This window comes from Comamonas faecalis, assembly GCF_039538025.1.
GTDB lineage: Bacteria > Pseudomonadota > Gammaproteobacteria > Burkholderiales > Burkholderiaceae_C > Comamonas_C > Comamonas_C faecalis.
The window spans coordinates 132102-145025 of record NZ_BAABBP010000006.1; the positions used below are offsets into that span (position 1 = coordinate 132102).

At 63.1% G+C, this 12924-nt stretch carries 11 protein-coding genes and 1 pseudogene; 10 read left to right on the forward strand and 2 right to left on the reverse strand.

Features of this window, described 5'->3' with window-relative positions:
- Nucleotides 1-4: 4 nt before the first annotated feature.
- Entirely contained in the window at nt 5-799 is a 795-nt protein-coding gene (gene paaG, locus ABD767_RS05230) for a 2-(1,2-epoxy-1,2-dihydrophenyl)acetyl-CoA isomerase PaaG (protein ID WP_103045053.1), read from the reverse strand.
- A 10-nt stretch (nt 800-809) separates the two neighbouring features.
- Complete coding sequence (gene paaN, locus ABD767_RS05235) at nt 810-2477, reverse strand: phenylacetic acid degradation protein PaaN (protein ID WP_103045052.1); 1668 nt, start codon at nt 2475-2477, stop codon at nt 810-812.
- Between the two features lie 371 nt (nt 2478-2848).
- Between paaN and ABD767_RS05240 the strand changes: the two genes are divergently transcribed.
- The 10 genes and pseudogenes from ABD767_RS05240 to ABD767_RS05285 all read left to right on the forward strand — a co-directional run bounded on the left by ABD767_RS05240 (nt 2849) and on the right by ABD767_RS05285 (nt 12745).
- Nucleotides 2849-3877: a hypothetical protein gene (locus ABD767_RS05240; protein ID WP_103045051.1), complete on the forward strand. Its 1029-nt coding sequence runs from the start codon at nt 2849-2851 to the stop codon at nt 3875-3877.
- A gap of 119 nt (nt 3878-3996) precedes the next feature.
- Nucleotides 3997-5043, forward strand: coding sequence for a 2Fe-2S iron-sulfur cluster-binding protein (locus ABD767_RS05245; protein WP_103045050.1), 1047 nt, complete (start codon nt 3997-3999; stop codon nt 5041-5043).
- Nucleotides 5044-5174: 131 nt separating this feature from the next.
- Nucleotides 5175-6026 (forward strand): branched-chain amino acid ABC transporter permease, encoded by an 852-nt coding sequence (locus ABD767_RS05250; protein ID WP_344868594.1) that lies wholly within the window; start codon nt 5175-5177, stop codon nt 6024-6026.
- Nucleotides 6027-6029: 3 nt separating this feature from the next.
- Complete coding sequence (locus ABD767_RS05255; protein ID WP_103045048.1) at nt 6030-6962, forward strand: ABC transporter permease subunit; 933 nt, start codon at nt 6030-6032, stop codon at nt 6960-6962.
- A 5-nt stretch (nt 6963-6967) separates the two neighbouring features.
- A complete protein-coding gene (locus ABD767_RS05260; RefSeq protein ID WP_103045047.1) occupies nt 6968-7726 on the forward strand; it encodes an ATP-binding cassette domain-containing protein in 759 nt (252 codons plus the stop codon).
- 14 nt (nt 7727-7740) lie between these two features.
- Nucleotides 7741-8145 (forward strand): annotated as a pseudogene (locus tag ABD767_RS05265) (hemerythrin domain-containing protein); the annotation flags it as partial.
- 216 nt (nt 8146-8361) lie between these two features.
- Nucleotides 8362-9063, forward strand: a complete 702-nt coding sequence (locus ABD767_RS05270; protein ID WP_344868607.1) for an ABC transporter ATP-binding protein — start codon at nt 8362-8364, stop codon at nt 9061-9063.
- Nucleotides 9064-9155: 92 nt separating this feature from the next.
- Complete coding sequence (locus tag ABD767_RS05275; protein WP_103045045.1) at nt 9156-11834, forward strand: GNAT family N-acetyltransferase; 2679 nt, start codon at nt 9156-9158, stop codon at nt 11832-11834.
- A 39-nt stretch (nt 11835-11873) separates the two neighbouring features.
- Entirely contained in the window at nt 11874-12356 is a 483-nt protein-coding gene (locus ABD767_RS05280; protein ID WP_103045044.1) for a glycine cleavage system protein H, read from the forward strand.
- Nucleotides 12353-12745 carry a DsrE family protein gene (locus ABD767_RS05285; RefSeq protein ID WP_344868599.1) on the forward strand — a complete coding sequence of 131 codons (393 nt, stop codon included), beginning with the start codon at nt 12353-12355 and terminating at the stop codon, nt 12743-12745. The genes ABD767_RS05280 and ABD767_RS05285 overlap by 4 nt, the downstream gene beginning before the upstream one ends.
- Nucleotides 12746-12924: the final 179 nt, after the last annotated feature.

Sequence of the window (12924 nt, forward strand, 5' to 3'; positions counted from 1 at the left end):
CGGCTTACTCTCCGGTGAAGCGCGGCGCGCGCTTTTCCATGAAGGCGCGCACGCCCTCGGCGTAGTCGTGGCTCCAGCCCAGCTCGCGCATAAGGCCGCCTTCCATGGACAGCTGTTGTTCCAGCGTGTGCGTGGGCGCTGCATGCATGGCCTGGCGCGTGCGCACCAGCGCCTTGGTCGGCAGGGCGGCCAGCTGCGCGGCCAGCGCGTCCACGCGGGCGGTGAAGTCGGCCTCGGGCACGCACTCCCAGATCAGTCCCCATTGCGCGGCCTGGGTGGCAGGCAGCTTGTCAGCCAGCAGCGCCAGCCCCATGGCGCGGGCCATGCCCACGCGCTGTGGCAAAAACCAGGTGCCGCCGGTGTCGGGCACCAGGCCGATGCGCGAGAAGGCCTGCAGAAACGACGCCTTGTCGCTGGCGATGACCAGGTCGCAGGCCAGCGCAATCGAGCAGCCGGCGCCAGCGGCCGTGCCGTTGACTGCCGCCACCGTCGGTACACGCAGGTTCTGCAGGCGCAGGATGAGGGGTTTGTAGTGATTTTCCACCACATTGCCGATGTCAGGCATGCGCCCGTCCACCGTGGCCATCTGCGGATCGGCCAGGTCCTGGCCTGCGCAGAAGCCGCGCCCGGCGCCGGTGAGCACCAGCACGCGAACCGAGGCATCGGCTTGAATCTGGTCGAGCGCGGCGCGAATTTCACCGTGCATCGCGCCCGTCAGGCTATTGAGCTTTTCCGGGCGGTTGAGCGTGAGGCGGGCCACGCCCGCGTCGATGCTGAACTGGATGTCGCTGAAGGCCATGGCTTGCTCCTCAGACGTGGTAGCGCCGCTGCACGACGACAAAGCGGTTGGCGACAAAGGCCGCGTCGCTGTAGCAGGCGTTGGCCGCGGGGTTGCCGCCGGTGGCGTGGTAGTCGGAGAAGGCGGCCGACTGGTTGACGAAGACGCCGCCGGTCAGGTTGATCGACAGCGCCACCTTGGCGCGCAGCGTGGCGCGCGTCATGGCGTCGATCACGTTCTGGCGCGTGGAGTAGACACCGACGGTGAGTGCGCCGTGGGTTGCCACCAGGCGCTCCGACAGGGTGATGGCCGAGGCGGTGTCCGCCGTCTTGACGACGAAGCTGATCGGGCCGAAGCGCTCCTCCATGTAGGAATGCTCGTCCGAGGCGTCGCAGGCCAGCAGCACGGGGGTGCGCACGATGGCCTTGGGAAAGTCCGGGTTCTCCAGCTGGGTGGAGCTGCGCACCACATGGCCAAGCGTGCCGCTGTCGGCCATGGCAATGCGCTTGAGCGTGTCGGGCGACTGCACCGCACCCAGCACGGCGTGCGCCACCTCGGGCTTGGCCAGAAAACTGGTGAGTGCCTGGCCCAGGTCGGTACAGACCTCGTCGAAGCTCTTGTGGCCCTCGTCGGTGTCAATGCCCGCCGCCGGCACAAAAATGGCCTGCGAGGTGGTGCACATCTGGCCGGAATACAGCGACAGCGTAAACGCCAGGTTGCGCAGCATGGCTTTGTAGGCGTCGGTCGAGTCGATGACGATGTTGTTGACGCCGGCCAGCTCGGCATACACGCGTGCCTGGCGGCAGTTGTCGATCAGCCACTGGCCGAAGGTGTTGCCGCCGGTGTAGTCGATCATGCGCACCGCCGGGTGCGTGACCAGTTTTTGCGTTGCCGCGCGGTCGCCCGGCACGCACAGGCTGACCAGATTGGGGTCGACGCCGTTCTCGGCCAGCACCGCCCGGATGGTGCGCACCGTGATGGCGGCGGGCAGCACCGCGCTGTTGTTGGGCTTGATGACCACCGCGTTGCCCGTGGCGAGCGCGGCGAACAGGCCGGGGTAGGTGTTCCAGGTGGGAAAGGTGCCGCAGCCGATGACCACGCCCACGCCCTGGCCGACGACCTCGAAGTGCTTCTTCATGACCAGCGGCGGGTTCTTGCCCTGGGGCTTTTCCCACAGCGCCTCGCCGGGCACGAAGGACTGCTCGCGCCAGGCGTAGGCGACCGATTCCAGCCCGCGGTCCTGCGCGTGCGGGCCGCCGGCCTGGAAGGCCATCATCCAGCCCTGGCCGGTGGTCATCATCACCGCGTGGGCGATTTCGAAGCTCTGCGCGTTCAGGCGCGCGAGGATTTCCAGGCAGACGCCGGTACGCCCAGCCACCCCCGCCTGCTGCCAGCCTTCCATGGCTTTCTGGCCGGCGGCAATCAGGGCCTCATGGTCGCAGATCGGGTAGTGCACGTTCAAGTCCACTCCATAGGGCGAGTGCTCTCCCTCGTACCAGCCGCGCACGCCGGGCTGATCCAGCTCGAAGCGTTTTCCCAGGTGGGCTTCGAACGCTTTCTTGCCGTCGGCCGGCGCATTCTCGCCATAGACCTTGGGGCTGGGCATTTCGTTGTAGGCCGACCAGTAGCTGCGCGTGGCGATGGTGTGCAGGGCGCCGTCGAGCGTGGCGCGGTGTTTCTCGAGCAGTGGATGCGTCATGGTTCTCTTTTCAGGGGGTGGTGGGTGCAGCGTGCAATGTCACGCCACTGCATGGTGGACATAACGATACAAGTTGACATTGTTAAAGTCAAATATTGGTATCTAAATTTTTTTACGAACTAGATGGTGAGTCCAATGATCAGCGGATATTAAACATCAAATATTTTTTATAACTATATGATAATAAATGAAAATTTCAAATTGATTCGATATCAATTTTCATTAGGGCAATGGATTCCTAGGGTATGTACCTATGATGTGATAGAAAAAAAATCACAAAAAAAATTAAAAAGTATCATAATTGCGCCATCCGCAGTTTTTGGCGGATCGACCCTTTCCATCCAAACCAAGCCAACCACCCCGGAGGAGATATGGCACACAGCAAGGAACGTTTTGCCGACAAGATGGAGCTGCCACCCGAGACCGAGCAGCCCAACGTCTATCCGCTGTCCTGGCACAGCCGCACCAAGAAGCTGCAGGAGGTCTGGGAGGCTTCGCAGCGTGAAATCTGGGACCCGGAGCAGCTGCCCTGGGACACGCTGGATGTCGACAGCTACAGCTGGGAGGAGCGCGAGGCCATCGCCTATTGGTGGACGCTGCTGTCGGTGTTCGACGCTTCGGCGCCCCCGGTGTTTGCCGAGGCGCTGATCAAGACCTACGAGGTGCATGAGGAAGACCCGGTGCGCAAGTGCTTCTTCTCGGTCACCCGTGACGAGCAGGGCCATGAAATCATGTGCGGCCTGTCGATCACCAAGCTGCTGGGCCACCCCGACCCGCTGACCTACGAGCCCAAGACCGACCTGGGCCGGCGCCTGCAGAAAAACGCCAAGTGGCTGTACTTCAATGGAGGCCGCTACTGGACGGGCTACAAGCAGGCCGTGCCCAAGTACGACCTGGCGGTGCTGTTCAGCTCCTTCCTGATGGGTGAGATCGCCGCGGCGACCATCTTCAAGCAGATGTACGAAAACTCGCGCGAGCCCGTATTCAAGGAAGCGTTCAAGAACATCGGCCGCGACGAGGGCCGCCACATGGCCATCTGCATGGCGGTGATGGAGCGCGACTACCCGGGCCTCAAGGACGAGAACAAGTCCATCGTCACCAAGCAGATCCGTGCCGGCTACCTGTTCCTGTCGGCCGTGCTGTTCGAGCCGCCGATGGAGTTCTGGGACCTGCCTGCCGACTTCATCGACAACCAGCGCGAGGCCGAGGAAGTGGCGCGCGGCGCGGGCTTCGGCATCCCGACCTACGAGGCCAAGAAGGAAAACTGGCGCCAGGCCATCCTCAACCTCAAGGGCGTGCTCGACCGCTATGACATTCCGTTCCCGGCCATCCCCGAGGTGGGCATTTCCGGCCAGGAGATTTCTGACGTCGACATGGAAGACATCATCCCGGTGTTCTGAGCGTGCTCGAAGGCGGGCGCGGCAGGTCGGCAAAGTCCGACCGGTTGCGCGCCGCTTGCGGGCCGGCGCCGCCTGCCGCGGCGCCGGCCCGTCAATCCGATTGTGTACAGGAGTGAAACATGGCCCGTGTGACCATCCAGCCTTCGGGCAAAAGCGTGGAATGCAGTGGCAGTGACACCGTTTTGATGGCGCTGGAGAAGGCTGGCTACGCACTGCCCAACAACTGCCGCGCAGGCGCCTGCGGCGAATGCAAGGTCAAGGTGTTGGAGGGACAGTACGACCAAGGCATGGTGCTGGACATGGCGCTGTCGCCCGAAGAGCGCAAGCAGGGCTTTGGCCTGATGTGCATGGCCAAACCTATTTCCGATGAGATGGTCATCGAGTGGGGTACTGCAGACGCACGCCCCAAGCTGTTTCCGCCGCGCGAGAACGCACTGTTCGTCGTGATCGACAAGCGCCCGATGGCGGCGCGTGCGCTGGAGTTGCACCTGCGTCCCGTAGGCCAGCCCATTCGTTATTGGCCTGGGCAATACGTCACTGTCGGTGATCCGCGCGCTGGCATTCCAATGCGTGCCTATTCAATCAGTAACGCACCGCGCGCCGATGGTGAACTAGTGCTGCATGTGGCACGCGCCGACGGCGGTGTGACCAGTGCCTGGGTTCACGACCAATTGGCCGTGGGCGACAGTATCAAGATCAACGGCGCCTATGGCACCTTTATTGGTGACCCGGCGGTGGAGACGCCCATTTTGTGCCTGGCTGCTGGCACGGGGCTGGCTCCCATCATGGCGTTGACCGAGACGGCGCTGCGCCGAGGTTTCCGCAAGCCGGTCATGCTGGTGCTGTCGGCGCGCACCGAGGCGGACGCCTACGCGCGCGGCATGATGGCCTGGTGGCGCACCAAGCACCGTAACTTTGACTACAAGGTCACGCTCACGCGCGAGAAGCGCGAGGGCTTTGAGCATGGGCGTGTCGATGTGCTGCTGCCCAAGATGTTTGCCGACCTGTCCAAGCACACCATCTTTGCCGCGGGCAGCCCCGAGTTCACTGCTACCTGCGTAGAAACCTGCAAACGCCTGGGCGCGAGCGCTGACATGATTTACACGGAAGGTTTTTTTGTGCAGCAGCAGCCGACGGTGGCAGACGCAGACCATCTTCTGAAATAACCTGGCGCGCAAACTCTCGATACACATGTCCGGCGGCGGCCGGCGCAAAAACAACCACGACAAGGAGGCAGCATGTCACCCAGACATCACAAGCGCAGGAGCGCGCCATGCTAGAGCAGTTTTTGCAATACATGTTCTCCGGCATCACCGTCGGTGCGACCTACGCGCTGGCGGCGCTGGGCTTTGCGCTGATCTACAACGCCAGCCACGTAATCAACTTTGCCCAGGGCGAGTTCATCATGCTCGGCGGCATGTTGGCGGTGGCGTTCACGCAGTGGGGGCTGCCGCTGTGGCTGGCTTTTGTTCTGGCCATTGTGTTGCCGGCCATTGTTGGCGTATTAATCGAAAAACTGACGATCGAGCCGGTCAAGGGCGCCGATACCGTCGTGTTGATCATCATCACGATCGGCGCATCGCTCTTCATCCGCGGGCTGGCTGCGGTGTTTTTTGGCAAAAACACCTTCATTCTGGCGCCTTTCTCGGGTGACACACCGATCGCCATTCTGGGCGCGACGCTGCTGCCGCAAAGTCTGTGGGTGCTGGGCGGCACAGCGCTGGCAGTACTGGTGCTGTGGTGGTTCTTCACGCGCACACTGCAAGGCAAGGCCATGCTGGCCACGTCGGCCAATCGGCTCGCGGCGCAACTTGTCGGCATTCCGACGGATTGGGTGCTGTTGATGAGTTTTGCGCTGTCAGCGGCGCTGGGTGCGCTGGGTGGCATTTTGCTGGCGCCGATCACAATGACCTCGTATGACGTCGGCATCATGCTGGGCCTCAAAGGTTTTGTCGCGGCGGTCCTCGGCGGCATGGGCAGTGGCCTGGGCGCGGTAGTCGGCGGGTTGCTGGTGGGCATTCTGGAGGCGCTGGGCGCGGGGTATATCTCGTCGGCCTACAAGGATGCGATCCCGTTTGTGCTCATCCTTCTGATTCTGTTCTTCATGCCCAACGGGCTGTTTGGTGGCAAGTCCACGGAGCGGGTGTAAGCCATGCACAAAAGTGTCTATCACGGCCTGTACCTGCTGGGCGTCATCTTGCTGGTACTGCCCTTTGTCGTGCCCAACAGCTTCTACCTGGATATTGCGGTGCGCATGGCCATCAACGCCATCATCGTCATCGGGCTGAATCTGCTTGTAGGCTTTGCCGGCCAGATCAGCCTGGGCCATGCAGGCTTTCTCGGCATGGGCGCTTACGCATCGGCCGCGCTACCCACGCACTTTGGCTGGCACCCGTTGCTGGCGATGGGTGCCGGCGCTGTCGCCGCCGGGTTGCTCGCTGCCATTGTGGCACGGCCCATTTTTCGCCTCAAAGGCAATTATCTGGCGATGGCAACGCTCGGTCTGGGCATCATCATCAGCATTGCACTGCGCAACGAGACACAGTGGACTGGTGGCCCGGATGGCATGCCGGTGCCTGCGATGGAACTGCTGGGCCTGGAGATCGCCAACGACCGCCAGTGGTATTGGGTAATTGCGGTTCTGCTGCTGGTGTCGGTCTGGGCGTCGTTGAACCTGATCGACTCGCCGTTTGGCCGTGCGCTGCGCGCGCTGCATGGCTCTGAGGTTGCCTCGCAGGTCGTAGGCGTCAACATCGCGCGCTACAAGGGTGCGATCTTCATCATCTCTGCGATGTTTGCCAGCATCATGGGAAGCATCACTGCGCACTATGTCGGCTTCGTCAGTCCTAACTTTGCCGACTTTTTTCACTCGATTGAGCTGATCACGATGGTCGTCATCGGTGGCATGGCGTCGATCTGGGGCTCGGTCATCGGCGCAGTACTGCTGACGGCGCTGCCGCAGGCGCTGGCAACGTTCGAAGGTTGGGAGACGGTGATTTTTGGTGCCATTTTGATGGTCTGCATGATTTTTTTGCCCAAGGGCTTGGTTCCAACGCTGGCAGCACGCTGGTCGCGAAAGGGGTGAGAGCGATGACTTTGCTGCAAGTTGACCAACTGTCCATCCATTTCGGCGGCGTCAAGGCGGTGCAAAACGTCTCATTCACGATTGACGCCGGCATCGTCTATTCGGTCATCGGCCCCAATGGCGCGGGCAAGACCACGCTGTTCAACCTCATCACTGGCGTTTACAAGCCGACGACGGGCACGATTCGCCTCGATGGCGAGGCGATCGAAGGGCGTTCACCCAATGAACTGGCTGAACGCGGCGTTGCGCGTACCTTCCAGAACCTGCAGATCTGCATGAACATGAGTGCGCTAGAGAACGTCATGGTAGGCGCGCACCTGCAGCTTGACCGCAATCCGCTCAAGGCAGCGCTGCGCTGGCCGACGCTACGCCAGCGCGACGCACAGCTGCGCCAGGAGGCAGCCGAGCTGATGAAATTCGTTGGCCTGGGCGAGTACGTAAATGCACGCGCCGACGCCATGTCCTACGGCGCGCTCAAGCGTCTGGAAATTTCCCGCGCGCTGGCGATGAAGCCGCGCCTGGTGTTTCTTGACGAACCAGCTGCAGGCCTGAATCCGACCGAAACACAGGCGGTCGACGAACTGGTGCGCAAGATGGCCGACTCCGGCGTCACCGTCGTGCTGGTCGAGCACGACATGAAGATGGTGATGAATCTGTCAGACCGCATTCTGGTGCTGGATTACGGCAAAAAACTGGCCGAGGGCACGGGCGAGGAGATCCGCCGCAACCCCGACGTGATCGCCGCCTACCTGGGCACGCATTGAGGAGACGCGCAGCCATGCAATCGCTACGCATCATTACTGAAGAGCATCAGAATCTGTGGCGTATTGCCACGACGCTCGATCAGGTTGCCGCTGAGGTGCGCGATGGTGGCGCGCTGGAGCAGGCCTTTTTCAGCTCGGTGTTCGACTACATCGAACAGTTTATGGACAAGGCCCATCACGCCAAGGAGGACGATTATCTGTTTCGTCTGCTGCGCGAGCGCACGACACTGGCCGATGTAGTGCTTGACCGTCTGCAGGCCGAACACAGCAACGGTGTCGAGAACCTGAAGGGCTTGCGCGCGCGCCTGGCGGCCGCAGCAGCCGGCGGCGCCGGCCAGGCCACCGATGAATTTCTGCAGGCGCTCAATACCTACACCGCCGCGCTCAAGAGTCATGTGCGCAGCGAAGAAAAAGACGTGATGCCACTGGCGCGCGAGTTGCTGACCGAGGCCGACTGGGCTGAGATTGACGCTGCGTTTCTGGACAACGAAGACCCGCTGTTCGGCAGCAAGGCGCGCGCAGAATTTCGCGAGCTCTACCACCGCATTGCCAGCCTGGCGCCGGAGTCGATTGGCCTGGGCGCACGCAGCGCTGGCGCGCTGCAACCGGGTAGCCGTGCGGCGGCGGCCGACGTGTTGCTGTCGGTGCATGGCATGGAGAGCTGCTACGGCCGCATCAAGGCGCTTAAAGGCATCGACCTGGAGGTGCGCAAGGGGGAGCTGGTCGCGTTGATCGGCGCCAATGGTGCGGGCAAGACGACGTTTCTGCGTACGCTCTCGGGCGTACAACCAATGAGCGCCGGGCGCATCATGTTTGACGGTGCAGACATCTCGCGTCTGCGCGCCGACCTGCGCATGCGCCGCGGTATCTGCCAGAGCCCGGAGGGGCGGCAGGTGTTTGGCCCGCTCAGCATCGAAGACAACCTGCGCCTGGGCGCTTACACCCAGCCCAAGGGGCAGGTGGAGGGTGATCTGCAAAAGGTCTACAACATGTTTCCGGTGCTCAAGGAAAAAAGCCAGCTGCCGGCCGGAACACTGTCGGGCGGCCAGCAGCAGATGCTGGCCATTGGCCGTGCGCTGATGGGCAGGCCCAAGGTGTTGTTGCTCGATGAACCATCGATGGGCCTGGCGCCGCTGCTGGTCGAAGAAGTCTTGAACGTCGTCAAAACCCTGAAAGAGCAGGGCATGACAATCTTTCTGGTGGAGCAAAACGCGTTTGCCGCGCTGGCCATTGCCGACCGCGCCTATGTACTGGAGACGGGAAGCATCACGCTCACAGGCAGCGGCAGCGAGCTGATTGCCAACGAGCAGGTGCGCGCAGCCTATCTGGGCATGTAGACGCGGCGCTTGCGCCGGCGGCGGTTTGCGCCCACCGATACTGACGAGCCCGACCGAATGCGGTCGGCGGATCACTGGCAGCAAAGGCACCCATGTCCACCACGCACTATCTCAGCGCCCTGTTCGATCCGCGCTCAATTGCGGTCATCGGTGCGTCGGAAAACCCGGGTAGCACCGGCTACGTCATCTTCAACAACCTGCTCAGCCATGCCTATCAGGGGCGGCTGGTGGCAGTGAATCCGCACCATGACACGCTGCTGGGTCAGCCCTGCGTTCCCGACATCGAATCGGTGCCGGTGCCGGTGGATCTGGCCATCATCACGACACCGCCGCGCACGATTGCGCAGGTGATTGCGCAGTGCGCGCGCGTGGGCATTCACCATGTGATCGTCGTCTCGCATCCGGCGGGCGTCGCAAGCAATGCCGCGGCGATTGAGAGGCGCATTCGCGAAGCTGCATTGAGCGCCGACGTGCGCTTCATGGGGCCGAAGTCGCTCGGGTTTGTACGTCCGCACGTGGCGTTGAACGCCACCTTTACCGACATCAGCGCCATCCCGGGCGATTTGGCATTGGTGGCGCAGTCGGGTGCGATGTGCGCCGCAGTCCTCGACTGGGCAACGATGAGTCGCGTCGGCATCTCGCTGGCGGTATCGCTGGGTGAGGCGATGAATATCGACTTTGGGGATGTGCTCGACTACCTCGCCAACGATGAGCACACACGCTACATCCTGCTGCACGTCGAAAAAATTCGCCACGCCCGCCGCTTCATCAGCGCGCTGCGCTCGGCCGCGCGGATCAAACCGGTCATCGTGCTCAAGTCGGGCAACCACGCCAGCGACGATGACCTGGATGGTGACGCAGCCGCGCTGGCCGATCAGGTGTTTGACGCCGCCGTGCGCCGTGCCGGTGCGGTACGTGTGAGCAACGTCAGCCAGCTGTTTCATGCGGCGCGTGCGCTCGCCGGCGGCCTGCACCCGCGCGGCAGCCGTCTGGCCATCATCAGCAACGGCACTGGCCCGGCGCGCATGGCCGCCGACAGCGCGCGCCGCCTGGGCGTTCCGCTGGCGACGCTGCAAGCCGATACGCAGGCCGCACTCAAGCCGTTGCTGCCCGCCGACTGGCACAACGCAAACCCGATTGACCTCAGTGGCGACGCAACCACCGAACGCTACCTGGAAGTGACGCAATTACTGGTGCGTGACGCGGCGGTCGACGCGGTGCTCATCGTGCTCTCGCCAATGGCATTGGTCTCGCCCCAGGTGGTGGCCGAAGGGCTGGTGCGCATTGCCCGCGAGAGCGCAGTGGCGCTGTGCTGCTGCTTCATGGGCGGGCAGCTTGTCGGCAGTGCACGCAAGACGTTGGAAGACGCCGGCGTACCGGTATTTCGCACGCCCGACACCGTCATTGAGTTATTTCACAACATCTCCAACTACTACGACAACCAAAAACTGCTGCTGGAAGTGCCCAGCCCCGGGCGCGGCACGCAGCGCGCCGCGTCGGGCAATGGACGGGCGCTGGTCGACGCGCTGATTGCCGAGCGCTGCTCTCAGCTGTCACGCATGCAGGCGCATGCCTTGCTGCACAGCTACGGCGTGGTGGTGCGTCCCAGCCTGGGTGCGCACAGTATTACCGAGGCGTTGTTTGTTGCCGAGCAGTTGGGCCTGCCGGTGGATATGTATCTGGAGACGGTGCGTGCGCCCGCCAGTACAGCGGAGCAGGCGGTGCGCCGCAAGCTCTCCAGTCTGGAGTCGGTGCGCTCGGCATTGCACGACCTGGCTGCGTTGCAGGACGCAGAGGCCGACGGCGGCGCACCGCTGCACGTAAGTCTGGCGCCCAGCCGTGAGCGCTCGCATGCCTTGCACTTTGTGCTGCGCGTGCTGCGCGACCCGGTGTTTGGCCCGGTGCTGCTGCTGGGTGCCGCCGGCCTGCAGGGCGAGGTGTTGCGCGACATGGCCGTGGCGCTGCCGCCGCTCAACCGGGTGCTGGCGCGCAACCTGATCGAGGCGACTCGCCTGGGCCAGACACTACAGGCCGGCGCCACGCGGCCCGCAGCCGACCAGGCGGCGCTGGAGGATGCGCTGATTGCCGTCTCCAACATGGTGTGCGACCTTCCGGCGCTGGAGACTCTGGAAATCCACCCGCTGATCGTCGATGCCCAGGGCTGCCAGGCGGTGGAAGCGCGCGTTGTCATCGACCCGATCCGCGGCGAAGATCAGGGCCGTTTTGCGCACTTAGCAATCCACCCCTATCCAGCGCAGCTGTGCCAGGAATGGCGCATGCGCGACGGCAGCCGTATCCAGGTACGGCCGGTGCGCCCTGAAGATGCGGTGCTGGAGCAGGCCTTTGTCAGCGCGATGTCGGACGAATCGCGCCATTTCCGTTTCATGGATGGCACGCGGGAGCTGCCGCCCAGTCAGATTGTGCGCCTGACGCAAATCGACTACGACCGCGAGATGGCGCTGATTGCTGTAGTGCGCGACGACGACGGCGAGCGCCAGGTTGGCAGCGTGCGCTATGTGCAGACGCCCGATGGTGAGTCGGTCGAGTTCGCGTTGGCCGTCGCCGACGCTTGGCAGAAATGTGGGCTGGGGCGCAGGTTGATGGAGGTCATCATCGACTGCGCGCGCGACAAGTTGTATAGATCCATCGTCGGCGAGGTGCTGGCCAACAACGCCAAGATGCTCAAGCTGATGACGCGCCTGGGCTTTGCTGTTCTGCCGCACCCGGAAAGAACCGATCTGAAATGGGTCGTCAAACCGCTACGTGAATAAGCTGCTGTGCTACAAAACAGCAAACAACGAAAACGCACCATGGCCACTGAACTGCAGCTGACCCACCCTGCCGATCTTTACTACCTGATGGAGCATCAGGTCTGGGCGCGGGTGCACGCGGACGGCACGGCCACCGTTGGCATCACGGAATTGGGCATCGTGCTGTCGGGCGAGATCTACATGTGCCGGCCCAAGCGCGTGGGCACGGCGCTGCAGCAAGGCCAGACAGTGGCGGTGGTCGAACTGTCCAAGTCCATCGTGCCGGTCAAGACGGCGGTGTCGGGTGAGGTGGTTCAGGTCAACGAGGCATTGGAGCAGCGTCCCGGCCTAGTGCACCTCGACCCCTATGGCGAGGGCTGGATTGCGCGGCTGCGCCTGAGCGGCCTTGACGCCGATCGCGCCGCGCTGCTGCACGGCGCGGAAGTGGCCCTGGCCATGGCTGACCACGCGCGCGCGTTTGGCCATGTGCTGGCGCAGCCGGAGGCGCCGATCCAGACCCCGACGCCTGGGGAAGGCGCGTGAGCTTTACCGGCAACGATGCCGCCGGCGTGGCGTTGATGCTCTGGTCGGCCGACGCCAGCTGCCCGCAGCGCCTGGCCACGCCGTTCTTTCATGCGGCGGCTGCCGCTGCCATGGACGTACCCGTCGAGCTGTACTTCACCGCTGCCAGCGTGCACCTGCTGGTGCCGAGCGTCGCGGCCGGCCTGCGCGCCAGCGAGCACGCGGGCAAGACGATTGCCGACAACTTGCGCGAAGCGGTGGAGCTGGGCGCGCAGCTGTTTGCCTGCTCGGACGCGCTGGCTGCCCAGGAGCTGGACGAACAGGTGCTGATGGCCGGCGTGCAGCGCGGCGGCGCAGTTCAGTTCATGGCGCGGGCAATCGATTTGCGTTGGCGCACGCTGGTTTTTTGATCGGGCGTCTGCGGCGGCCGCGTGTCGGCTTGGCATGCCAAGCATGCTGGATAGTCCGCCCTGAACAACTCACAAGCCGTTGATCTGACTGGTGATTCTTCGGATTGATGGGTACACGATTTGCAAGGTATGGTTTTGCCAGTACCTGTTTTCTTGCAAATTTCTCCGAGGATTTGAAT

Excerpts from the sequence above, each read along its gene's own strand:
- ABD767_RS05255 (WP_103045048.1), top strand. The coding sequence starts at position 6,030 with ATGCACAAAAGTGTCTATCACGGCCTGTACCTGCTGGGCGTCATCTTG.
- paaN (WP_103045052.1), bottom strand. The coding sequence starts at position 2,477 with ATGACGCATCCACTGCTCGAGAAACACCGCGCCACGCTCGACGGCGCC.
- ABD767_RS05260 (WP_103045047.1), top strand. The coding sequence starts at position 6,968 with ATGACTTTGCTGCAAGTTGACCAACTGTCCATCCATTTCGGCGGCGTC.
- ABD767_RS05275 (WP_103045045.1), top strand. The coding sequence starts at position 9,156 with ATGTCCACCACGCACTATCTCAGCGCCCTGTTCGATCCGCGCTCAATT.
- ABD767_RS05245 (WP_103045050.1), top strand. The coding sequence starts at position 3,997 with ATGGCCCGTGTGACCATCCAGCCTTCGGGCAAAAGCGTGGAATGCAGT.
- ABD767_RS05240 (WP_103045051.1), top strand. The coding sequence starts at position 2,849 with ATGGCACACAGCAAGGAACGTTTTGCCGACAAGATGGAGCTGCCACCC.
- paaG (WP_103045053.1), bottom strand. The coding sequence starts at position 799 with ATGGCCTTCAGCGACATCCAGTTCAGCATCGACGCGGGCGTGGCCCGC.
- ABD767_RS05280 (WP_103045044.1), top strand. The coding sequence starts at position 11,874 with ATGGCCACTGAACTGCAGCTGACCCACCCTGCCGATCTTTACTACCTG.
- ABD767_RS05250 (WP_344868594.1), top strand. The coding sequence starts at position 5,175 with ATGTTCTCCGGCATCACCGTCGGTGCGACCTACGCGCTGGCGGCGCTG.